Below are 21,491 nucleotides of genomic sequence, written 5' to 3' on the forward strand. Positions count from 1 at the left end.
GGAAGGCAAAACCATCATCACAACGAGTGACTATCGCCGGATCGACGGCCCCTGCTGAAACAACGACCGAACCGCCGCCCGATCACGGCCGGCGCGCCCTCCGATACTGTCGGGCGGTCGAATACGGGGGCGCACACGGGGAGGTAGGCGCTTGACGCGCGGCGTTCGCACGCTGTTCGTCACGCTGACGGTGGCGGTGTCGCTGCTGGTGACGGGCACCGTCATGGCACTGACACTGGACGGCGCCGGCAACGACGACGGCAATGACAGGGCGCCGGGGGCGCTCGCGGATCCGGGCGATCCCGCGCACTGGACCCCGGAACGCATGAGCCGGGCCAAACCCCGGGACCCCAAGAGCGACGAGGGCCCACCCGCACCCGCCGCGGCCCCCGAGGAGCCGGACCCGCAGGCCACCGGCGGCCCCCTGCCCGACGTGCTCGCCGAGGCCAAGCCACCGCCCGTACAGGCCCGACCGATCGCCCGCCCCTACACCGGCGAGGCCGGCACCGTCGCCGTCGGCAAACTCTTCTTCGAGGCCCCCGACGGCCCCTCGGTCTGCTCCGGCACCGTGGTCGCCGACCCCAAGCGCCCCGGCCGCAGCAACCTGGTCTGGACCGCCGGCCACTGCGTCCACGCCGGCCGCGGCGGCACCTGGTTCGCCAGCCTGCAATTCGTGCCCGCGTTCAACAGCAGCGGCCAGGCCACCCTGGCCAACCTCGGCAACCCCGGCCCGGTCGCGCCGTTCGGCCAGTGGCCGGCGACCTCGGTCGCCACCTCCGAGCAGTGGCGCGCGGGCGGCACCGGCTCCACCTCACCGGCCACCGCCCACGACTACGCGGTGGTCGAGGTCAAGAACCCCGACCGCGGCACGCGCAGCCTGGAGGAGGTGGTCGGCCGCGCCCTGCCGGTCTGGTTCGACGCCCCGCGCGACCTCCCCGCCGCCAGTGCGTACGGCTACCCCCAGGACGCCCCCTTCGACGGCCTGACCATGTTCGGCTGCACCCAGGCCCCGCGCCGGGTGACCGTCGACCCGAACGCGCCGCCGCTGCTGCGGATCGGCTGCACCATGACGGCCGGCGCCAGCGGCGGCGGTTGGTACGCCACCGCCCCCGACGGCACCCTGCGGCTGATCGGCAACAGCGCGCTCAGCGGCGCCGGACACACCTGGATCGCCGGCCCCTACCTGGGCCAGGAGGCCCGCCGCATGCTGGAGGATCTGGGCGGCAAACGCTGAACGGACCACCGCACCCCGCGCCACAGCCGCACCCGGACACGACGAAGGTCCGGGCCACACACCGATGTCGGTGTGCGACCCGGGCCCGAAGGCTCCGAGGATCAGCGCTTGGCGACCACGAACCGCTCCAGCTCGGCCGCGAGTTGCCGGCCCACCCGGGCGTGCAGCCAGGTCCCCTCCTCGCGGTGCTCGGTGGCCAGCAGCTCACCGCTGCCGTGCACCTTGGCGACCAGATCGCCGCGCTCGTACGGCACGACCACCTCGACCTCCACGTCCGGACGCGGCAGTTCCTCGTCGATCAGCGCGAGCAGCTCGTCCATGCCCTGCCCGGTCCGGGCGGACACCACGATCGCGTGCTTCTCCCGACGCAACAGCCGCGCGAGCACCTCCGGATCGGCCGCGTCGGCCTTGTTCACCACCACGATCTCACGCACCTTGTGCGCCTCGACCTCGGTGAACACCTCGCGTACGGCCGCCAGTTGGGCCTCCGGCGTGGGGTCGGAGCCGTCCACCACGTGCAGGATCAGGTCCGCGTCGGCGACCTCCTCCAGGGTGGACCGGAACGCCTCGACCAACTGATGCGGCAGATGCCGCACGAAGCCGACCGTGTCCGCCAGCGTGTACCCGCGACCGCTGGGCGTCTCGGCCCGGCGCACCGTCGGATCCAGCGTGGCGAACAGCGCGTTCTCCACCAGCACGCCCGCACCGGTCAACCGGTTCAGGATCGAGGACTTGCCGGCGTTGGTGTAACCCGCGATGGCCACCGACGGGATGGCGTTGCGACGCCGCTCCTGCCGCTTGGTGTCCCGGGCCTTCTTCATGTCCGCGATCTCGCGGCGCATCTTGGCCATCTTCTCCCGGATGCGCCGACGATCGGTCTCGATCTTCGTCTCACCGGGACCACGCGTGGCCATCCCGCCACCGCCGCCGCCACCCATCTGGCGCGACAGCGAGGCACCCCAGCCGCGCAGGCGCGGCAGCATGTACTGCATCTGCGCCAGCGAGACCTGGGCCTTGCCCTCTCGGGACTTGGCGTGCTGCGCGAAGATGTCCAGGATCAGCGCCGTGCGGTCCACGACCTTGACCTTGACCACGTCTTCGAGCTGGATGAGCTGACCCGGGGTCAGCTCACCGTCGCAGACCACGGTGTCCGCGCCCGTGGCGATCACCACGTCGCGCAGTTCCCTGGCCTTTCCGGACCCGATGTAGGTCGCCGGGTCCGGCTTGTCACGGCGCTGGATCAGTCCGTCCAGCACCTGCGAGCCCGCGGTTTCCGCGAGCGCCGCGAGTTCCTTGAGCGAGTATTCGGCGTCGGCCGCGGTCCCGTCGGTCCAGACCCCGACGAGCACGACCCGTTCCAGGCGAAGCTGCCGGTATTCGACCTCGGTGACATCGGTCAGCTCCGTGGAGAGACCGGCGATTCGGCGGAGCGCGCTGCGCTCCTCGCGGTCGAACTGGTCGCCGTCGTAGTCGAGCGGACCGACCCCGACGTCATCGCCCGTTCCGAATCCGTCGAAGGCCGCTCCGTCGTCGAAGCCGTCGGCGTCGTCGAATGGGGGAGTCGAGTCCGTGTCGTCGTGTCCGGCGCGGTGTGAGCGAGAAGTCATATCGTCCTGTTCAACGTAGTCGGCGGGCCGCTCCATTCCCCGGGGCGGCCGTCACGATGGTCCCACGGCGGCCACCGCACGGGCATCCGGGTTTTCGGCCGGTTCGTCACGCGACATCCGCGAACCCGGCCGCTCCGGTCCGCCAGACCCGCCGCCGCGCCCCGGGCGCCCACCCGAGGCACCCTCTCGGGTCCGCCGTGCGGGTCCACCGCGCGCCGCGACCTCACGAGGTGAGCAGTCGCGCCTGTCCCGCGTCGGTGTGCACCTTGATCTTGTGCTGCGACTGGTCGTTGCGCGAGACCTTCACGTCGGTGTCGCCGAGGGTGGTGGACACGTCCGCCGCGTACTGCTGCCCACCCGGGACACGCACCGTGGCCCGGCCCGCGTTGGTCTTGGCGTCCACGTCGGTGGGCGGCTTGGTGAAGGTCAGGTCGATCGACCCGGCGCTGGTCTGCGCGGTCACCTTCGCCGAGGTGACCCCCTCGCCGTCGATCTTGCCCGCGCTGGTGTGCAGGTTGAGCGTCCCGGTCACATCGCGCAGGGTCACGTTGCCGGCGTCGGTGCGGATGTCGAGCGCGGCGCCCCCGCGCGGAATGGTCACCTCGTACGCCACGAAGCAGGCCTTCTTGTTCGCGCAGTCGTAGTCCAGGACCAGTTGGCCGTTGCCGTCCACGTTGTGCGTGGTCGTCGGGGCCGTCTTGTCGTAATGCTGTTTCTCCGTCACCTTGACCGTCTTGACGTCGGCCTCGGTCACCTTGACGTTGCCCGCGTTGCTGTCCACCTTGATGGAGCGCACGTTCTGCGTGACGTCGTAGGACGTGGTCTTCTTCTCCGCCTCGTGGTCGTCGGTGTCCACGTTGAATTCGCACGCGGTGAGCACCAGCGGGAGCGCGACCAGCGGGGCCAACAGGGTCAGTCGGCGGGTGCGGGCAGACATGGAATCTCCTTGGGTCGGGGCGGGGTGCGCCGCCCGAACGCACGACCACTCCCCCGCTTTCCTGGTACCTCCCAGGCTAGGAATACCCGCCTCGTCCCGCGTCGGTCCGGCGTCGGGTAAGGCGGGTCCTTCCCTGGCAGGAGAGAGCCCCGAGGCGCTCCACCTCCAGGAAGGACCCGCCTAGGGGTTCTCCCGGACCCCGGTACCGGGACCCACCGCCCGCGTCAGTGCGCCAGGCGCGCGCCCAGGGCCGGCTCGAGGGCGGCGAAATCGGCCGCCTCGGCCTCGTCCAGGACCGCGTAGCCCGCCGCCACCAGCTCGTCCGTGAGCTCCTCCGCGGCCTCCCGCCGGGCCCTCAGCTCGGCCGTGACCTCGGGAAACGGCTTCCGGTGCCCGTAGAACTCCAGATACGGGCTTGCCTCGGCCGCCTGGGCCTCCACCGGTGCGAGACGATGCGCGGCCAAGGCCAGGATGTGCAGCCCGCCGCGGTGCTCGCGCAGCGTCTGGAGGTTCTGCGCGAGCGCGGCGGGCGCGTCATCCGGAAGAGGTACACCGCGCCAGGCCGAATAGAGCGGAGCCAGCCCACCCAGATCGTTGGCCCGCACGATCCGGGTGGTGATCGCGGCGAGTCGCTCCACCTCGGGCAGGTCGGCCAGGTGCTCGCGACCCCAAGCGCGCACGCAGTCCGCGTACAGCTCGCCGATCCGCGCGGGCGGCGCGACCTTGCGGCCCGCCTCCCACAGCGGGATCAGGGTCTCGGCGGTGAAGTGGTGGAAGGCGCGCACCACCGTCTCGTCGTCCGCGTCACCGAGCACCCCGCCGCGACCGGTGATGTACAGGGTCACGCCGTCCAGGCCCAACTCCGCGCCGCGCGCCACCGTGTTCGGCGCGAAGAAGAAGGCCCCGCCCGCCTGCACCGTCTTCTTCACCGCGCGGGTGGTGGCGCGTGCCGTGTCCAAGCTGCTCATGTCGGTGTCTCCCCATGACGGTATTGCTTGACCAGGTCATGCAAGACCTATCACGGGGCGCCGGGCGTGCACAGGTGCCCGATGGCGCCGGCGACATCGCCGGCCCGGATGTCACAACCGGGCGAGGTCGACCCGCCCCTCGGCGACGATCACGGCCGGGCCGGTCATCTCGATATGGCCGTCCACCCGCTCGGTGATCACCAGCCGACCACCGGGCACGTCCACCGTGTAGGTGACCGGCTCACCGGTGACGGCCGGCTCCGCACCGTCCGCCCGCGCCGCGGCGACCATCACCGCACACGCCCCGGTCCCACACGAGCGGGTCTCCCCGGATCCGCGCTCGTGCACCCGCATCGCCACGTGCTCCGGTCCCCGACGCACCACGAACTCGACGTTGACCCCTTCGGGGTAGGCCCCTTCCGGGGATACCGCGGGCGCCGTGTGGAGCGGGCCCGCCTGGGCCAGGTCCTCGACGAACACCACGGCGTGCGGGTTGCCCATGTCGACGTTGGTCGCGGGCCGCACCCGCCCCTCGACGTCCACCCCGATGCCCCCGGAGCCGGGCAGCCGGGCCACGCCCATGTCGACGGTGACCGCGCCCTCGCTCGGTACGGTGACCACCTTGATCCCACCGCGGGTGGCCACCCGCAGCTCGCCCGCCTCGGCCAGGCCGCGCTCGACCAGGTGCCGGGCGAACACCCGCACGCCGTTTCCGCACATCTGCGCGATCGACCCGTCGCTGTTGCGGTAGTCCATGAACCACTCGGCCTCGCCCGCCAGATGCTCGGCGGCCGGGTCCTTCGCCGCGCGCACCACGCGCAGCACGCCGTCGGCGCCGATGCCCGCGCGCCGATCGCACAGCGCGACGACCTGCTCGGCGGTCAGGTCCAGCTCGCCGTCCGCGTCCGGCACGATCACGAAGTCGTTCTCGGTGCCGTGGCCCTTGAAGAAGTGCAGAGTGCTCACCGCACCATCCTAGGCCGTGACCGCGAACGCCCCCGGCGGGTTTCCACCGGGGGCGCTCGGGCGTGGGAAGGGGGCGGGTCGGCGAGATTGAGGCCCGTTATCGAATGCCTCCCGCCCATCGGGCCCGATCAGTCGGGCCGGACCACACCCGCCGCGCCACCACCCCTGCGGGTCGGTTCCGCCACCGCCTGGACCCGGCCGCCCGGGAGGAACTCCAGCGCCGCGGCGGCGCCGATCTCCGGATTGGCCTTGAGCACGTGCCCGCGTTGCTCCAGGGCCGTGCGCAGCGAAGCCGGCACCCCGGGTTCGACTTCGGTGGCCGCTCCGTTGCGCTGGGACAGGCGCGGCGCGGCGACCGCCTGCGGCAGGGACAGCCCGCGGTCCAGCCGCCCGGTCAGCACCTGGAGCACGGTGGTGATGATGGTCGCGCCGCCGGGCGAGCCGACGGCGATGAACGGCCGACCGTCGCGGAGCACGATCGTCGGCGACATGCTGCTGCGCGGGCGCTTGCCCGGCGCGGGCAGGTTGGGGTCGAACACGCCGGGGGTGAGCGGCGCGAAGTTGAAGTCCGTCAGTTCGTTGTTGAGCAGGAAGCCGCGCCCGGGCACGGTGATCGCGCTGCCGCCGGTCTGCTCGATGGTCAGCGTGTAGGACACCACGTTGCCCCAGCGGTCGGCGGTGACCAGATGGGTCGTGGACAGCCCCTCGATCGGCTCGGCCGCCTCGGGCGTGCCGGTGGGCCGGCAGCTCCGGTCGTACGGCGCGGTGGGATCACCCGGCGGGACCGGGCTCACCGCGGCGTGGTCGGGGTCGATCAGGCACGCGCGCTCCCGGGCGTAGCCGTCCGCGAGCAGGCCCCGGAGCGGTACGTCCACGAAGGCCGGGTCGCCGACGTAGCGGTTGCGGTCGGCGAAGGCGAGGCGGGACGCCTCCAGGTAGTGGTGCGTCGCGACGACCTCGTCCTGCCGGCGTGGGTCGGTGGTCTCCAGCATGTTGAGCGCCTCGCCCACGGTGGATCCGCCCGACGAGGACGGCGCCATGCCGTAGACGTCCAGCCCGCGGAAGTCGACACGGGTGGGCCGCTGGTCCAGGACCCGGTAGCGGGCGAGGTCACCGGTCTCGATCAGGCCGGGCCGGAAGACCCGGTCCGCGCCGGGCGCCATCGGTGGTTGTTGGGCGGTGCGCACCACCTCGCGACCGAGCCCGCCCCGATACAGCCAGTCCACGCCGTTGCGGCCGAGCTGCTCGTAGGTCCGGGCCAGGTCCGGGTTGCGGAAGACGCTGCCCACGACGGGCGGCTGTCCGTTCGGCAGGAACAGCTTCGCGGTCGGGGCGATGTCGTCGAACCGACTCGCGTTCGCCGCGGTCTGGTCGTGGAAGGTCTGGTCGACCACGAACCCGCGCTCGGCCAGTGCCCGGGCGGGCTCCAGGGCCGCGCGCAGGTTGGTGGTGCCCCACTTGCGCAGCGCGGTGTTCCAGGTCTGCGGGGTTCCGGGCACACCCACCGAGAGCCCCGAGTTGACCCCCTGGTCGAACGGGATCGGCAGCCCGGTGGCCGGGTCGAGGAACGCGCCCTCGCCCATCCGCGCGGGTGCCGTCTCCCGGCCGTCCAGGGTGCGCACGGTGCGGCTGCGGGCGTCGTAGTAGACGAAGTAGCCACCGCCGCCGATCCCCGACGAGTACGGCTCGGTGACGCCGAGCGCGGCGGCCGTGGCCACCGCGGCGTCCACCGCGTTGCCGCCGCGGCGCAGCACGTCCAGACCGATCCGGGTGGCGTCGGGGTCGACGCTGGAGACCGCACCGCCCCATCCCGTGGCCACCGGCTGCTTGGCCGGCGGGCCGCCCGACTCACCGGGGTGCGCGGACGCCACTCCCGGAATGGTCAACGCGAGCCCCAGCGCCGTACCCAGCGCCATGGCGCGACGAACAGAGCGGATCACGACCGCCTCCCCCGAGCAGGTTTGGGTGTGCCACGGACCCCCCACCGTGCCACGTGGGCCCCACCCGCAACACCCCTACGCGGGTCGGATCACCCGTTCGAGTGCGGCGTCCAGCAGATCGGCCCGAGAGTGCTCCAGCCATTCGATCCGGGGATCGCGCCGGAACCAGGTGTCCTGCCTGCGGGCGAACCGGCGGGTGGTGCGCACGGTGTCCTCGCGGGCCTCCTCGTCGGTGCACTCGCCCGCGAGCAGCCGCAGCACCTGCGCGTAGCCCAGCGCGCGCGACGCGGTCCGGCCCTCGCGCAGACCGGCCCTCTCCAACTCGCGCACCTCCTCGACCAGACCCGCGGCCCACATCCGGTCCACCCGCGTGGTGATCCGCTCGTCCAGCACCGGGCGGGGCACGTCCACCCCGATCTGCACGCTGTCGTAGAACGAGCGGTGGGTGGGCAGCGTGGCGGTGAACGGCCGCCCGGTGAGCTCGATGACCTCCAGCGCGCGCACGATCCGTCGGGCGTTGCCGGGCAGGATCGCGGCGGCGGCGGGCGGATCGGCCGCGGCGAGGCGCTCGTGCAGCGGACCGGGGCCCACCCGTTCGGCCTCGGCCTCCAGCCGGGCCCGGATCGCGGGGTCGGTGCCGGGGAACTCCAGGTCGTCCAGCACCGCGCGCACGTACAGCCCCGAGCCGCCGACCAGGACGGGTGTCCTGCCGCGCGCCAGCAGGTCCTCGACCAGCACCCGCGCGTCGCGCTGGTACTCGGCCACGCTGGCGGAGACGGTCACGTCCCACACGTCGAGCAGGTGGTGCGGGACGCCTTCGCGCTCGGCGACGGACAGTTTGGCGGTGCCGATGTCCATGCCCTTGTAGAGCTGCATGGAATCGGTGTTGATCACCTCCCCGTCCAGCGCACGGGCCAAGGCGACCCCCAGATCGGACTTTCCGGCCGCAGTGGGACCGACGACGGCAATGACACGGGGACTCACCCCCCAAGTCTGCCGGATCACCGCCCCCGGTCGTGCCGGGCGCGGCCCCGGGTCGCCGCCGCCACGCGTGCCGTCGCTCGTTGCGGTACGGCCGCCCGCGTGGTCGTGACCGGCACCGTTCGCTCTCGTTGATCTCCCGCGACCCATGTACTCCGGGCGGCTCGGCGCGACGTCACCCGCGTTGCCGCCGAAATGCACGACAACGACCACAGACATACGGTCTAGGAGAAATTGTGAGTGTTTTCGACTGGTTCAAGCGGCGTCCGAGCACGTCGGAGGAAAGCGGCTCGTGCTGCTCGCACAACGCGGCGGGCACGGACACCGCCACGCTGGTCGAGGACCGGCCCGCGACGCCGGCATCGCCCGCCGCCGAGGCCGAACCGGTCGAGGCGACGGCCACGACGCCCGCTCCCCGGACCCCCGGGGACGCGGCCGGTGAACCGGTCGAGGCGGGCGTATCCGAGGAGGAGCAGGACATGGGTGTCTTCGACAACATCAAGGCCAAGGCCGAGGGTCTGCTGGGTCAGCACGGCGACAAGGCCGACAAGGGCGTCGACAAGGCCGCCGAGATCGCCGATCGAAAGACCGGCGGCAAGCACACCGACAAGATCCAGGGCGCCTCGGGCAAGGCCAAGGAGGCACTGGGCAAGGCCGGCGGCGGCGCGCCCGACGCGACCACCGAGGCGATGCCCGAGAGCCGGCCCCCGGCGGGACCCGGCGCCTGAGTCGCCGGCGGGCGGTGGTCACCGGATCCCGGTGACCACCGCCCGTCGTCGTGTCCGGGCCGCACGGCCGCCGCCGTCGTCGTCGTCGTCGGAGCGCAAGCGCGCGGTCAGGACCAGAGCGCCACGAAGTAGCCGACGCCGTAGGGCGCCTCGGCATGGAGCAGCCGGCCGTGCCGCCCCGGGCCCGCCGCGCCGGCCAGCACCTGGAGCGCGGGCCGACCCGCCACCCACAGTTCCCGTGCGAGGGCCGGGTCCAACTCCGCGAGCGCCACCTGGTCGGCCGCCTCGAGCGCCGCGCCGAGCGCGAGGTCGTACGGCTCGGCGCGCGCGTCGAAGTAGCCGGGGGCCTTCTCGGTCCGGCACGCGGATCCGTCCGCCACCACCAGGAGCGCGACCCGATCGGCGCCCGCGACCAGTTCGGCGCCCCGGGCCGCACAGCGCGCGGGCTCGGCGTCCGCGGCGATCTCCGCGCCGGTCACCGGGCTCGGCGCGGTCCCCGACGCGATCCGCTCGGCGGCCCACGGGGAGCGGCCGAGCAGCCACGCGCCGACGGTCAGCGCGGGCGACAGGCGGGCCGCGGCGCCCGCTCCCAGCGTCACCTCCAGGTCGACCCCGTACCGCGCGAACGAGCCGGTCCCGCCGGCCTCCAGCGTCGCGTCCGCCTCGCCCGCGCCGAGCACGATCAGCCGGTCGGGTGCCGCCTCGGCCAGCGCGGCCAGGGCCTGATCACACGCGGCGCGCAGGCCGTCCAGCTCGGCTACGGCCCCGCGGGCCAGCTCGGGCACGATCATCGGGGGGCACGGGACTACCGCGGCGGCTACGAGCATTCAGGGAGAGTACTAAGCGCTCGCCGCGACGCCTCTCGGAGCGCGTGATGGGATGGATCACATGCCAGAACTGATGTTGGTGCGACACGGTGAGACCGAGTGGAGCAGGTCCGGGCGGCACACGGGGCTGACCGACATCCCGCTGACCCCGGAGGGCGAGGCCCAGGCGAAGGCGGTCGCGGACCTGCTCGCCGGGCACACCTTCTCGCTCGCCCTGACCAGCCCACTCGTCCGGGCCCGACACACCGCGGAACTCGCCGGGATCACCGGCGCGGAGGTCGAGCCGGACCTGGTCGAGTGGGACTACGGCGGCTACGAGGGCATCACCACGAACGAGATCCGCGAGCGTGTGCCGGGCTGGTTCCTGTGGCGGGACGGGGTGCCCCCCGGCGACGCGGAGCACCCGGGCGAGTCGATCGCCGACGTGGGCCGCCGGGTGGACCGGGTGCTGGCGCGGGTGCGTCCGGTGCTCGAGGGCGGCGAGGACGCGGTGCTCGTCGCGCACGGCCACCTGCTCCGCGTGCTCACCGCGCGCTGGCTTGGTCTGCCGCCGCAGGACGGCCGGCTCTTCAAACTGGAGACCGCCCGGCTGTCCACGCTCGGCTACGAGCGCGAACAGCCGGTCCTGCTCGGGTGGAACGTGACCTGAGCGGAGTTCAGTCGCAACAGGCGACCGCGGTCGGGGCGGCCTCGACCGCGGGTGCGCCGATCTGCGGCATGCCGAGCAGTACGCCGGCCTTGGCCGCGGGGGCCGCGTTGCGCCGCTCCCACGCGTCGCCCGCGGGGGTGCGCCGGATCGCCAGGGTCGGCTTCTCCGCGAGCAGGTGGTGCGGCGCGGCGTAGGTGATCTCGACCGAGACCATGTCGCCCGGTCGCACGCCTTCGGCGGGGCGCTCGAAGTGCACGAGGCGGTTGTCCGGGGCCCGCCCGGACAACCGCGCGGTGTCGTGGTCCTTGCGCCCCTCGCCCTCGGCGACCAGCACCTCCAGGGTGCGGCCGACCTGGGCGCGGTTCTCCGCCCAGGAGATCTCCTCCTGGAGCGCGAGCAGTCGCTGGTAGCGCTCGGTCACGACCTCCTTGGGCACCTGGCCGTCCATCGTGGCGGCCGGCGTGCCGGGGCGCTTGGAGTACTGGAACGTGAACGCGGCGGCAAACCGGGCCTCGCGCACGGTGTGCAGGGTCTGCTCGAAGTCCTCGTCGGTCTCGCCGGGGAAGCCCACGATGATGTCGGTGGAGATCGCCGCGTCCGGCATCGCCGCGCGCACCCGCTCGATGATCCCGAGGTAGCGGTCCTGCCGGTAGGAGCGGCGCATCGCGCGCAACATCGCGTCCGAGCCGGACTGCAGCGGCATGTGCAACTGGTGCATCACGTTCGGCGTCTCGGCCATCGCCGCGATCACGTCGTCGGTGAAGTCGCGCGGGTGCGGCGAGGTGAAGCGCACCCGCTCCAGGCCCTGGATCCGTCCGCACGAGCGGAGCAGCTTGGAGAACGCCTCGCGGTCGCCCATGTCCGAGCCGTACGCGTTCACGTTCTGGCCGAGCAGGGTGACCTCGATCACGCCCTCGCCGACCAGCGTCTCGATCTCGGCGAGCACGTCGCCGGGGCGGCGGTCCTTCTCCTTGCCGCGCAGCGCGGGCACGATGCAGAACGTGCAGGTGTTGTTGCAGCCCACCGAGATGGCCACCCACGCCGCGTACGCCGACTCGCGTCGGGTGGGCAGCGTGGAGGGGAAGACGTCGAGCGACTCCAGGATCTCGACCTGGGCCTCCTGCTCGATCCGGGCCCGCTCCAGGAGCACCGGCAGCGAGCCCACGTTGTGCGTGCCGAAGACCACGTCCACCCACGGCGCCTTGCGCACGATGGTGTCCCGGTCCTTCTGCGCGAGGCAGCCGCCGACCGCGATCTGCATGCCGGGGCGTTCGGCCTTCGCGGGCGCGAGGTGGCCCAGGTTCCCGTACAGCTTGTTGTCCGCGTTCTCGCGGACGGCGCACGTGTTGAAGACGACCACGTCGGCCGGCTCCCCCTTGGGCGCGCGGACGTAACCCGCGTCCTCCAGCAGACCGGACAGTCGCTCGGAGTCGTGGACGTTCATCTGGCACCCGTAGGTGCGGACCTCATAGCTTCGCGCAGTCATAACACCCGACAGGGTACGGGGTTTGCCTCCTGGCGTGTGTGGGCGTCCGCCATGGCAAACTCGCCGCCGTGCCCTCCTTGTCGTTCCTCCCCGTTTCCGTGCGCGACGCCTGCGCGCGCCGGCCCCGCCTGGTCCGGGCCGGGCTGGCCACGCTCGTGCTGCTGTGCGTGCTCGGGGGCTACGCGGTGCTCTCGACGGACGAGCGGCCGACCCCGGGCGGGCCGGTCTCGTTGGCCACCGGGGTGCCGACCGGGGTGTACCACCGCTACGGCGAACTGTTGCGGCCTCGGCTGTCCGCGGACCTCAAGGTGCGGGTCGCGGTGAACTCCAGCGGGGGGTCGGTGGAGAACCTGCGCCGGGTGGTCGACGGCGTCGACACGTTCGGCATCGCCACCTCGGACGCGGTGGCCGACCTGGGGCCTGCCGAGCGGGACGGGTTGCGCGCGGTGGCCCGGTTGTACGACGACTACGTGCAACTGGTGGTGCCCACCGATTCGCCGGTGCAGCGGATCACCGACCTGCGCGGGCGCCGGGTGGTGGTCGGGCTGCCCGGATCCGGGGTGGAGTTGATCACCCGCCGGCTGCTGAGCGAGGTGGGCATGAGCGACATGGAGCACGCCATCACGCCGGTCCGGATCGGCATCGGCGAGGCCACCCAACGGTTGCGCGACGGCACGGTGGACGCGTTCTTCTGGTCCGGCGGGCTGCCCACCGGGGCGGTCTCCGACCTGGCCGGGCACTGGTCGGTGCGGCTGGTGCAACTCGGCGACCTCGCGGGCAAACTGCGCGATCGCTATGGGCCGGTGTACCGCGAGGCGGTGGTGCCCGCGGACGCCTATCCCGGTGGCACCGAGACGCCGACCATCGCGGTGCCGAACCTGTTGGTCACCCGGGCGTCGCAGGATTCGGTGCTGATCAGGCGGGTGACCGAGACGGTGATGGAGAACCGGGAGGCGATCGGACGCGAGGTGCACGCCGCGCAGTTGGTCGACCCCCGGACCGCGATCTTCACCGATCCGCTGCCGCTGCACGCCGGCGCCCAGCGCTGGTACCGATCGGTGAAACCCTGATCGGACAGATCGTGATGCCCAGGGCGTCGCGCGAAGCGGTCCCGATGGCACATGCTGGGTTCGTGTCATGGTGTTCGGGACCGACATCTACGCTCTGAGCTTGAAGGCCAGACCGTGCGCGGTCCCCGAACCGACGCTGTGAGCCGACCGGGGGGAAGGCCGCAATCATGGTCAGGGAGGCCCGCTTGCTCGGGAGGAGGGTGCGACCGCGGTGTCCGAGGGGGAGATCGGCCGAATACTGAACAATCGTTACCGCCTGAGCCGCAGTCTCGGCCGAGGCGGTATGGGCGAGGTCTGGCTGGCCGTGGACACCGCCCTCGGCCGCGAGGTCGCGGTCAAGGAACTGCTGCTGCCGAAGTCCCTGGACGCCGGGTCGCAGCGGTCCTGGCTGGAGCGCAGCAAACGCGAGGCGATCGCCGCGGCCCGCATCCGCCACGAGAACGTGGTGACGGTGCACGACGTCTTCGAAGAGGACGGTTTGCCGTGGATCGTCATGGAATTGGTGATTTCGCGCTCACTGGCCGACGTGATCCGCGCGGAGGGTCGACTCGACCACGCCGAGGCGGCCCGGATCGGTCTGGACGTGCTGCGGGCACTGCGGGCCGCGCACGCCAAGGGCGTGCTGCACCGTGACGTGAAGCCGGCGAACGTGCTCCTGGGCATGGACGGCCGGGTGGTGCTCACCGACTTCGGCATCGCCACCTTCGCCGACGCGCCGCAGGTCACCCAGTTCGGCGAACTGCTGGGCACCCCCGGCTATCTCGCGCCCGAGCGCGCGGAGCACTTCGCCCGGGCCCGGCCCAGTGTGCTCACCGACGACGCGTCGAGCGAGCACACACTCGCCGACCATCCGGACGCGCTGGATCCGGCGTCCGACCTGTGGTCGCTGGGCGCGACGCTGTACGAGATGGTCGAGGGTCTCGCGCCGTTTCGTCGGGCCTCTCCCGTGGAGGTCGTGGACGCGGTGGTCAACGCGCCGCCCGCGCCGCCCCGGCACGCGGGTCCGCTGGAGCCGGTGATCATGGGCCTGTTGCGCAAGGACCCGACCCGACGCCTGGACGCCAAGGAGACCGACGCGCTGCTGACCCGGGTCGTGCAGGACTCGGTACCGGTGACCTGGGGCGGCGACCCGCTGCCCCGGCGCGCGGTCGAGGAGTGGGACGAGGGCACCGAGGCGACCTACGCGGGCGGGCCGCCGACCGACGAACCGGCCCCGCGCCGCCTCGGCCGCGCCCGGTGGTGGCGGCGCACCCGGATCGCGCTGCCCGCCGCGCTGGCCTTCCTGCTGGTCGCGGTGGGCGCGTCCTGGCTCGCGGTGGAGAACAACCGGGCCGAGGGCGGCACCCACGCGCCCGACCCGTTCGCCGATCTGCGCGAGAAATCGCCCACCTACCGGGCGATGGAGGCCCGGGGGCGGATCATCGTCGGGGTCAAGCCGGACCAGCCGGGGTGGAGCGTGCGCACCGGCGATCAGGCGTATCAGGGCTTCGACGACGACGTCGCCCGGATGATCGCGGACGACCTCGGGTTCAAGGACCGCGTCACGTTCATGGACGTGGAGACGCAGAACCGCGAGTACCGGATCACCAGCGGGCAGGTCGACCTGGTCGTGGCCAGTTACACGATCAACGCGGCCCGGTCGCAGAAGGTCTCGTTCGCCGGGCCGTACTTCATCGCGGGCCAGGACTTCCTGGTCCGCACGGACGAGCCGGGCGTCGACGGTCCCGAGGACCTCGCGGACAGCGCGGTGTGCGTGGTGCGCGAGTCGACGTCGGCCGTCCGCATCCGCAGCGAGTTCCCGACCATGAAGGTCCAGGAGCGCGGCAAGTACTCCGAGTGCGTGGACGAGTTGCTGGCCAAGAACGTGCGCGGGGTCAGCACCGACGACGCGATCCTGTCCGGTTTCGTCGCCCAGCACCCGGGCACGCTGCGCATCCTGGGCCGGCCGTTCTCGGACGAGCCGTACGGCGTGGGGCTGAGCAAGGGCGACGTCGCACTCGCGGAGGCGGTGTGCGGGGCGCTGAACCGGCACATCGCCAACGGTGACTGGCAACGCGCCTACGACGTGCGGCTGCGTCCGCTGGGCCTGCCGCAGCCGCGCGCGCCGCAGTGCCGGGTGGCCGAATAGCGCGGGTGTGTCGGCCGCGGCCGGCGGCGCTCAGTCGGCCCTGGGCACGATCAGCGTGACGGTCAGCCCTCCGCCCTCGCGCGCGGCGAAGTCGATCGTGCCGCCGCTCGCGCCCAGCAGCGTGCGGGCGATCGACAGGCCCAGGCCCGAGCCGTCCACGTTCTGGTGCCGCGGGCTGCGCCAGAACCGGTCGCCCACCCGGCGCAGTTCCTCGAAGGTCAGTCCCGGACCGCGGTCGCTGACCCGGATCTCCACGCGACTGCCCACCGCCGAGCACGCGACGGTGATCGTGGTGTCCTCGGGCGCGAACTTGAGCGCGTTGTCCAGGATGGCGTCCAGCGCGCTGCCCAGGGTGACCGGGTCCACGTTGCCGGTCAGCGCGAGCGGGCCCTCCTGCTCGAACCGACGACCGCGCGAACGGGCCAGCGTCTGCCACGCGTCGACCCGCTCGTGCACCAGGGCCGCGACGTCCACGGCCCGGGCGGACGGGCGCGCGTTCTCGGCCAGCGCCAACTCCAGCAGTTCGTCCAGGACGTGGGTGAGCCGGCGGCCCTCGTCGCGCACCCCGTCCAGCGTCTCGCCGTGGCCGGGCGGCAGCGACAGGCCCAGTTCCTCGATCCGCAGCAGCAGCGCGGACAACGGGTTGCGCAGTTGGTGCGAGGCGTCCGCGGCGAACGCCCGCTGCTGGTCCACGACCGTCTCCACGTGGTCCGCCATCTCGTTGAACGACCTTGCCAGGCGCCGGAGTTCGGGTGGTCCCTGGGCGCCGGCCACGCGGGCCCCGAGCCGGCCGGTGGCGATCTCGTGGGTCACCGAGTCGAGCACCCGGACCGGGCGCAGCACCCATCCGGTGAGTCGGGTCGCCAGCAGCAGCGCGGCGAGCACCGCGACCACCTCTCCGGCGAACAGAATCAGCCACACCCGCTGGATCTTCGAGCGCATCCGACCGGTCGGCGAGTCGGTGAGCACGACCGCGACCACGTCGCCCCGGTGGATCACCGGGACCGCGACCACGATGCGATCGCGCTGCCAGGGCCACACCTGTCCGGGGTCGTCGCTGCGTCGCCCGGCCAGCGCCTCGGTGAACGCGGGCGAGCGCGGGTCGATCCGAAATCCCGGACGTGACACGGCGATCGGCTGACCGCGCCGGTCGAACGCACCCACCCGGATGCCGTAGACGGCCTCGTAGCGCTCCAATTCGGAGCGCAGCATGTCCAGGTCGGCGGCGTCCGGACCGGGCCGCGCCCCGCCGTCGGTCTGCGCGCGCACGGTGTCGGAGACCACGGTCAACTGGGTGTCCGAAACGAAGCGGGTGAGATCGTCCACCCGGTCCCGGATCAGCTCCTGCTGATGGGCGGACGCGCGGGAGATCGCCAACGGGATGCCGAGCGCGATCAGCACTGCGGTCATCAGGGCGAGGAGCAACGCGAGCAGGCGGGTGCGCACAGGAACCGGTGACGATCCTTCGGGAAGCCGGTGGGATCAGGCTTCGGGGACGACACGGTAGCCCACGCCGCGCACCGTCTCGACGATCGCGGGATTGCCGAGCTTGGACCGCAGCGACGCGACGTGCACTTCCAGGGTGCGGTTGTTGCCCGCCCAGCTCGTGTGCCAGACCTCGCTGATGATCTGCTCGCGCCGGAACACCACGCCCGGGCGCTGGGCCAGCAGCGCGAGCAGGTCGAACTCCTTGCGGGTGAGCACCACGTCGATGCCGCCGACGGTGACCCGCCGGGTGGCCGGGTCCAGTTCGATGCCGCCGGGCCCCTTGGCGGCCGGAGCACTCTCCGCGGCCGGCGCGTCACTGCGCGTGCGTCTGCTCACCGCGTGTATTCGGGCCAGCAGTTCGCCGATGTCGTAGGGCTTGGTGACGTAGTCGTCGGCACCCAGGTTCAGGCCGTGTATCCGGGACCGGATGTCCGCACGCGCGGTGACCATGATCACCGGGACGTCGCACAGCCGCCGGATCCGGCTGCACACCTCGAATCCGTCGTGGTCGGGCAACGACAGATCGAGCAGCACCACGTCGGGGACGTCGTCGATCGCGGCGAGGGCTTCCTCGCCGGTGGTGGCGTGCCGCACGGTGAAGCCGTGCCGACCCAGGACCGCGCGTAGCGGCGCGGCGACACGCAGATCATCCTCGACGAGCAGGAGGCGCACGTGGTTCCTCACATCTGACGGTCCGTTACCGACTCTTGACCTCAAGACAAGCTCAAGTGCACTGACTCGGGGGGTGCTGCCTGCCCTAGTGTCACGCACCACCCGGCGTCGCCGGGAGACTCTCGAACCCACCTGCCACCCGGTCGCGCAAAAAGATACGGGACGACTCTGGACGGAGCCCGCCATCGTGACGACGGATGCCTCTGACATCGCACCGAAGCCGCCGGTGCTCGCCAAGAGCGACACCACCAAGGACGCCCACCCCGGCGAGCCCCTCGTCGTGTTGGAGAACGTCAACAAGCACTTCGGCGCCCTGCACGTGTTGCAGGACATCGACCTGACGATCCACAAGGGCGAGGTCGTCGTCGTCATCGGCCCGTCCGGATCGGGCAAGTCGACTCTGTGCCGCACGATCAACCGCCTCGAGGCGATCGACGGCGGCCGGATCACCATCGACGGGAACCTGCTCCCGCAGGAGGGCCGCGAGCTCGCCCGGCTGCGCTCGGACGTCGGCATGGTGTTCCAGTCGTTCAACCTGTTCGCGCACAAGACGGTGCTACAGAACGTGACGCTCGGTCCACTCAAGGTGCGCCGGGAGAAGGCCGACGTGGTCACCCGTCGGGCGCACGAACTGCTGGACCGGGTCGGCGTGGGCAGTCAGGCGGACAAGTACCCGGCGCAACTCTCCGGTGGTCAGCAGCAGCGCGTCGCGATCGCCCGCGCGCTGGCCATGGAGCCCAAGGTGATGCTCTTCGACGAGCCCACCTCGGCGCTCGACCCGGAGATGATCAACGAGGTCCTCGAGGTCATGCGCGACCTGGCCCGCGAGGGCATGACGATGGTCGTGGTGACCCACGAGATGGGCTTCGCGCGCTCCGCCGCGAACCGGGTGATCTTCATGGCGGACGGCCGCATCGTCGAGGAGAACACGCCCGAGGAGTTCTTCAGCAACCCGCGCAGCGACCGTGCTCGGGACTTCCTCTCCAAGATCCTGCATCACTGAGTCCGTCCCGCCTCCCCGAGTCGCATCGGGCGCCTTCGGCGCGCCCGGTCCGATCGGCGGCACGACTCGCGCTTCGCCCCACGAGTTTCTGTTGTCCTCAGGCCTGTTTCGCCTCATTCACGCAAGGACGTTGATCATGAAGATGCGCTCATCCGTGGCCGTCGCCGGCATCGCCGTGCTCGCCCTGTTCGGTACCGCGTGCGGCAAGGACGGTTCGCCGGAGGCCAAGACGCCGGGCGGCACCACCGGTGGTTCGCAGGGCGCGCCCGGCGCTCCCGGAGCCTCCAAGCCCGAGCTGCCCACCTACACGCCCAAGACGGACGTCGCGCTCACCGGCTCGAAGACCTTCGACAACGCCAAGAAGCGCGGCAAGCTGGTCGTCGGCGCCAAGGAGGACCAGCCCTTCCTCGGCTCCAAGGACCCGGCCACCGGCAAGTACTCCGGCTTCGACATCGAGATCGCCAAGATGATCGCGGCCGACCTGGGCTTCGGCCCGGACAAGATCGAGTTCAAGGCCATCGCGTCGACCAACCGTGAGAACGCGCTGGTCAACGGTGACATCGACTACTACGTCGGCACCTACAGCATCACCGACAAGCGCAAGGAGCAGGTGTCCTTCGCCGGTCCGTACTACATCGCCGGCCAGTCCCTCCTGGTCCGTAAGAACGAGACCGCGATCACCGGCAAGGACACCATCAAGGGCAAGACGGTGTGCTCCGCGAAGGGCTCCACGCCGCTGCAGAACCTGCAGACCAAGTTCCCCGACACCACCACCCGGGTGTTCGACACGTACTCGCTGTGTGTCGAGAGCCTGCTGTCGAACCAGGTCGACGCGGTCTCCACGGACGACGCGATCCTCAAGGGCTACGCGGCCAAGGACCCGGGCGCGCTCAAGGTGGTCGGTGAGCCGTTCACCACCGAGAACTACGGCGTCGGCCTGAACAAGGACGACGCGGTGTTCCGCAACGCGGTCAGCGACGCCATCGAGGCACACGAGAAGAGCGGCGACTGGAAGAAGGCGTACGACGCCACGCTCGGCCTGTCCGGCTCCGCCGCCCCGGCCATTCCGGCGCTCGTCCGCTACTGACCGTCGATCGTCGCGCGCCGACCGGTCCCGGCTCCCCCGGGACCGGTCGGCGCACGACCCCTCCCGCTCCCCGCCGCACGTGACCGGGGGAACGGGCCGTCACCCCACCCCTGAACCCACGATCACGGAGAGGAGGGCTCGATCACGATGCTCGAGGTGATCCAGGACAACTGGGATCTCTTGCGGCACGGCTTCGTCGGGACGCTCAAGCTGACCGTCGTCTGTGGGATCGTGTCGCTTCTGCTCGGCACGCTGATAGCCGCGTGTCGGGTCTCGCCGGTGCCCCCGCTGCGCTGGTTCGGCGCCGCCTACGTCAATCTCTTCCGCAACACCCCCCTGACGCTGATCTTCTTCGCCGTCGCGCTCGGCTTCCCCAAGCTGCGCTTCAACCTCTCCTTCTTCCAGTTCGCGGTCATCGCGCTGAGCACGTACACCGCCGCCTTCATCTGCGAGGCGATCCGCTCGGGCATCAACACCGTCCCGATCGGTCAGGCCGAGGCCGCCCGCAGCCTGGGCATGTCCTTCACCCAGACGCTGAGCCAGATCGTGCTGCCGCAGGCCGGTCGGGCGGCGGTCCCGCCGATCGGCAGCCTGCTGATCGCGATGGTCCGCAACTCGGCCATCGCCAGCGCCTTCAACGTCACCGAACTCATGGGCACCCAGGCGCAGATGGTGGAGAACGGCTACAAGTCGCTGTGGGTCCTGCTGTGGATCGCGGTCGGCTATCTGATCATCACCTTGACCATGAGCGCGCTCCTCGCCGCGCTCGAGAAGAAGCTGGCGGTGGTCCGATGAGCCGCGAAGCGAGTGTGCTGTTCGACGTACCGGGCCCCAAGGCGCGCCGGCGCAACCTGATCATCGGCGTGCTCGGCAGCGTGGCTCTGCTCGCGTTCATGGTCTTCGTGGTCGTGCGGTTCGAGGACACCGGCCAGTTCGAGGCGGCCAAGTGGGACCCGTTCCAGTACACGGGTGTCCAGCAGTTCATCTTCGACGGCCTCAAGGCGACCCTGAAGGCGTTCGCGCTGGCCGCGGTGTTCTCGATCGTGCTCGGTGCCTTCCTGGCCGCCGGCCGGCTCTCCGATCACAAGATCGTGCGCTGGGCCTCGACCACGTTCGTCACCTTCTTCCGCGCCATGCCGCTGCTGGTGCTGATCTTCATGCTCTACCTCGTCCCGGGCAGCCAGGGCTGGTGGAAGTGGGATCCGATGTGGCCGCTGGTGGTCGGCCTGACCATCTACAACGGCACCGTGCAGGCGGAGAACATCCGCGCGGGCATCCTCGCCGTGCCCAAGGGCCAGAGCGAGGCGGCCTACGCGCTGGGCATGCGCAAGACCCAGGTGATGACGATGATCCTGGTCCCGCAGGGCATCCGCACCATGCTCCCGACGATCATCAGCCAGGTCGTGGTGACCCTCAAGGACACCTCGCTCGGCTTCCTGATCACCTACCCGGAACTGCTCGCGGCGGCCAAGCTGATCGGTGGCTACCAGGACTACCACATGCCGTTCATCCCGGTCACGATCATCGTCGGCACGATCTACGTCGCGATGTGCATGCTCCTGTCGGCGTTCGCCACGTGGCTCGAGCGCAGGCTGCGCACCTCGCGCAAGGGCAAGCCGCCGGCCGTCGCCACGCCGGCGCCGGGCGAGTTGTCCCGCGACGCGGTGGCCGTCTGACCCTGCCGGACGCACCGTCCCACCCCCGCACCACCGACCGACGC

At 71.5% G+C, this 21,491-nt stretch carries 19 protein-coding genes; 9 read left to right on the forward strand and 10 right to left on the reverse strand.

The genetic code is table 11. The features are described from left to right. Positions 1–151 precede the first annotated feature (151 nt). On the forward strand, positions 152–1,234 hold the full coding sequence (locus ACIBSV_RS32365) for a trypsin-like serine peptidase (protein ID WP_395869370.1): 1,083 nt from the start codon (positions 152–154) through the stop codon (positions 1,232–1,234). A gap of 101 nt (positions 1,235–1,335) precedes the next feature. On the opposite strand, the gene hflX is transcribed toward ACIBSV_RS32365, so the two are convergent. From hflX to miaA, 6 genes are all read right to left on the reverse strand, one after another. Continuing rightward, positions 1,336–2,841, reverse strand: coding sequence for a GTPase HflX (gene hflX, locus ACIBSV_RS32370; RefSeq protein ID WP_395869372.1), 1,506 nt, complete (start codon positions 2,839–2,841; stop codon positions 1,336–1,338). Positions 2,842–3,064: 223 nt separating this feature from the next. Next, the gene (locus ACIBSV_RS32375) at positions 3,065–3,778 is read right to left on the reverse strand and encodes a DUF4097 family beta strand repeat-containing protein (protein WP_395869374.1); all 714 of its coding nucleotides are present in this window, start codon (positions 3,776–3,778) and stop codon (positions 3,065–3,067) included. Positions 3,779–4,002: 224 nt separating this feature from the next. Continuing rightward, positions 4,003–4,746, reverse strand: coding sequence for a hypothetical protein (locus ACIBSV_RS32380; RefSeq protein WP_395869376.1), 744 nt, complete (start codon positions 4,744–4,746; stop codon positions 4,003–4,005). Between the two features lie 111 nt (positions 4,747–4,857). Next, positions 4,858–5,712, reverse strand: coding sequence for a diaminopimelate epimerase (dapF, locus tag ACIBSV_RS32385; protein WP_395869378.1), 855 nt, complete (start codon positions 5,710–5,712; stop codon positions 4,858–4,860). 128 nt (positions 5,713–5,840) lie between these two features. Continuing rightward, a complete protein-coding gene (gene ggt, locus ACIBSV_RS32390; RefSeq protein WP_395869598.1) occupies positions 5,841–7,628 on the reverse strand; it encodes a gamma-glutamyltransferase in 1,788 nt (595 codons plus the stop codon). Positions 7,629–7,727: 99 nt separating this feature from the next. Continuing rightward, positions 7,728–8,636, reverse strand: coding sequence for a tRNA (adenosine(37)-N6)-dimethylallyltransferase MiaA (gene miaA, locus ACIBSV_RS32395; RefSeq protein WP_395869380.1), 909 nt, complete (start codon positions 8,634–8,636; stop codon positions 7,728–7,730). 233 nt (positions 8,637–8,869) lie between these two features. Here miaA and ACIBSV_RS32400 point away from each other — a divergent pair, with 233 nt between their 5' ends. Continuing rightward, positions 8,870–9,361 carry an antitoxin gene (locus tag ACIBSV_RS32400; RefSeq protein ID WP_395869381.1) on the forward strand — a complete coding sequence of 164 codons (492 nt, stop codon included), beginning with the start codon at positions 8,870–8,872 and terminating at the stop codon, positions 9,359–9,361. Between the two features lie 107 nt (positions 9,362–9,468). Here the strand turns inward: ACIBSV_RS32400 and ACIBSV_RS32405 are convergent, their stop codons facing one another. Beyond that, positions 9,469–10,188 (reverse strand): hypothetical protein, encoded by a 720-nt coding sequence (locus tag ACIBSV_RS32405; protein ID WP_395869383.1) that lies wholly within the window; start codon positions 10,186–10,188, stop codon positions 9,469–9,471. Between the two features lie 61 nt (positions 10,189–10,249). Between ACIBSV_RS32405 and ACIBSV_RS32410 the strand changes: the two genes are divergently transcribed. Further along, a complete protein-coding gene (locus tag ACIBSV_RS32410) occupies positions 10,250–10,837 on the forward strand; it encodes a histidine phosphatase family protein (RefSeq protein WP_395869385.1) in 588 nt (195 codons plus the stop codon). A 7-nt stretch (positions 10,838–10,844) separates the two neighbouring features. Here ACIBSV_RS32410 and miaB read toward each other — a convergent pair whose 3' ends face one another. After that, positions 10,845–12,323: a tRNA (N6-isopentenyl adenosine(37)-C2)-methylthiotransferase MiaB gene (miaB, locus tag ACIBSV_RS32415; RefSeq protein WP_395869387.1), complete on the reverse strand. Its 1,479-nt coding sequence runs from the start codon at positions 12,321–12,323 to the stop codon at positions 10,845–10,847. Between the two features lie 68 nt (positions 12,324–12,391). Between miaB and ACIBSV_RS32420 the strand changes: the two genes are divergently transcribed. Next, positions 12,392–13,393 carry a TAXI family TRAP transporter solute-binding subunit gene (locus ACIBSV_RS32420; protein ID WP_395869389.1) on the forward strand — a complete coding sequence of 334 codons (1,002 nt, stop codon included), beginning with the start codon at positions 12,392–12,394 and terminating at the stop codon, positions 13,391–13,393. 211 nt (positions 13,394–13,604) lie between these two features. Next, positions 13,605–15,521: a bifunctional serine/threonine-protein kinase/glutamate ABC transporter substrate-binding protein gene (locus tag ACIBSV_RS32425; protein ID WP_395869391.1), complete on the forward strand. Its 1,917-nt coding sequence runs from the start codon at positions 13,605–13,607 to the stop codon at positions 15,519–15,521. A gap of 30 nt (positions 15,522–15,551) precedes the next feature. Here ACIBSV_RS32425 and ACIBSV_RS32430 read toward each other — a convergent pair whose 3' ends face one another. Together ACIBSV_RS32430 and ACIBSV_RS32435 are read right to left on the reverse strand one after the other, a co-directional pair. After that, the gene (locus ACIBSV_RS32430; RefSeq protein WP_395869393.1) at positions 15,552–16,967 is read right to left on the reverse strand and encodes a sensor histidine kinase; all 1,416 of its coding nucleotides are present in this window, start codon (positions 16,965–16,967) and stop codon (positions 15,552–15,554) included. Between the two features lie 36 nt (positions 16,968–17,003). Further along, entirely contained in the window at positions 17,004–17,681 is a 678-nt protein-coding gene (locus ACIBSV_RS32435) for a response regulator transcription factor (protein ID WP_395869395.1), read from the reverse strand. 226 nt (positions 17,682–17,907) lie between these two features. Between ACIBSV_RS32435 and ACIBSV_RS32440 the strand changes: the two genes are divergently transcribed. The 4 genes from ACIBSV_RS32440 (at position 17,908) to ACIBSV_RS32455 (ending at position 21,447) form a co-directional block, all read left to right on the forward strand. Beyond that, the gene (locus ACIBSV_RS32440) at positions 17,908–18,684 is read left to right on the forward strand and encodes an amino acid ABC transporter ATP-binding protein (RefSeq protein WP_395869600.1); all 777 of its coding nucleotides are present in this window, start codon (positions 17,908–17,910) and stop codon (positions 18,682–18,684) included. Positions 18,685–18,820: 136 nt separating this feature from the next. Continuing rightward, a complete protein-coding gene (locus ACIBSV_RS32445) occupies positions 18,821–19,771 on the forward strand; it encodes a glutamate ABC transporter substrate-binding protein (protein ID WP_395869397.1) in 951 nt (316 codons plus the stop codon). A gap of 147 nt (positions 19,772–19,918) precedes the next feature. After that, complete coding sequence (locus tag ACIBSV_RS32450) at positions 19,919–20,566, forward strand: amino acid ABC transporter permease (RefSeq protein ID WP_395869399.1); 648 nt, start codon at positions 19,919–19,921, stop codon at positions 20,564–20,566. Then, the gene (locus tag ACIBSV_RS32455) at positions 20,563–21,447 is read left to right on the forward strand and encodes an amino acid ABC transporter permease (RefSeq protein WP_395869401.1); all 885 of its coding nucleotides are present in this window, start codon (positions 20,563–20,565) and stop codon (positions 21,445–21,447) included. The genes ACIBSV_RS32450 and ACIBSV_RS32455 overlap by 4 nt, the downstream gene beginning before the upstream one ends. The last annotated feature ends 44 nt before the right edge of the window (positions 21,448–21,491 follow it).

The sequence above is a fragment of the Embleya sp. NPDC050154 genome, from assembly GCF_044460165.1.
Lineage (GTDB): Bacteria > Actinomycetota > Actinomycetes > Streptomycetales > Streptomycetaceae > Embleya.

Excerpts from the sequence above, each read along its gene's own strand:
- hflX (WP_395869372.1), bottom strand. The coding sequence starts at position 2,841 with ATGACTTCTCGCTCACACCGCGCCGGACACGACGACACGGACTCGACT.
- ACIBSV_RS32375 (WP_395869374.1), bottom strand. The coding sequence starts at position 3,778 with ATGTCTGCCCGCACCCGCCGACTGACCCTGTTGGCCCCGCTGGTCGCG.
- ACIBSV_RS32380 (WP_395869376.1), bottom strand. The coding sequence starts at position 4,746 with ATGAGCAGCTTGGACACGGCACGCGCCACCACCCGCGCGGTGAAGAAG.
- ggt (WP_395869598.1), bottom strand. The coding sequence starts at position 7,628 with ATGGCGCTGGGTACGGCGCTGGGGCTCGCGTTGACCATTCCGGGAGTG.
- ACIBSV_RS32405 (WP_395869383.1), bottom strand. The coding sequence starts at position 10,188 with ATGCTCGTAGCCGCCGCGGTAGTCCCGTGCCCCCCGATGATCGTGCCC.
- ACIBSV_RS32410 (WP_395869385.1), top strand. The coding sequence starts at position 10,250 with ATGCCAGAACTGATGTTGGTGCGACACGGTGAGACCGAGTGGAGCAGG.
- miaB (WP_395869387.1), bottom strand. The coding sequence starts at position 12,323 with ATGACTGCGCGAAGCTATGAGGTCCGCACCTACGGGTGCCAGATGAAC.
- ACIBSV_RS32445 (WP_395869397.1), top strand. The coding sequence starts at position 18,821 with ATGAAGATGCGCTCATCCGTGGCCGTCGCCGGCATCGCCGTGCTCGCC.
- ACIBSV_RS32450 (WP_395869399.1), top strand. The coding sequence starts at position 19,919 with ATGCTCGAGGTGATCCAGGACAACTGGGATCTCTTGCGGCACGGCTTC.
- ACIBSV_RS32455 (WP_395869401.1), top strand. The coding sequence starts at position 20,563 with ATGAGCCGCGAAGCGAGTGTGCTGTTCGACGTACCGGGCCCCAAGGCG.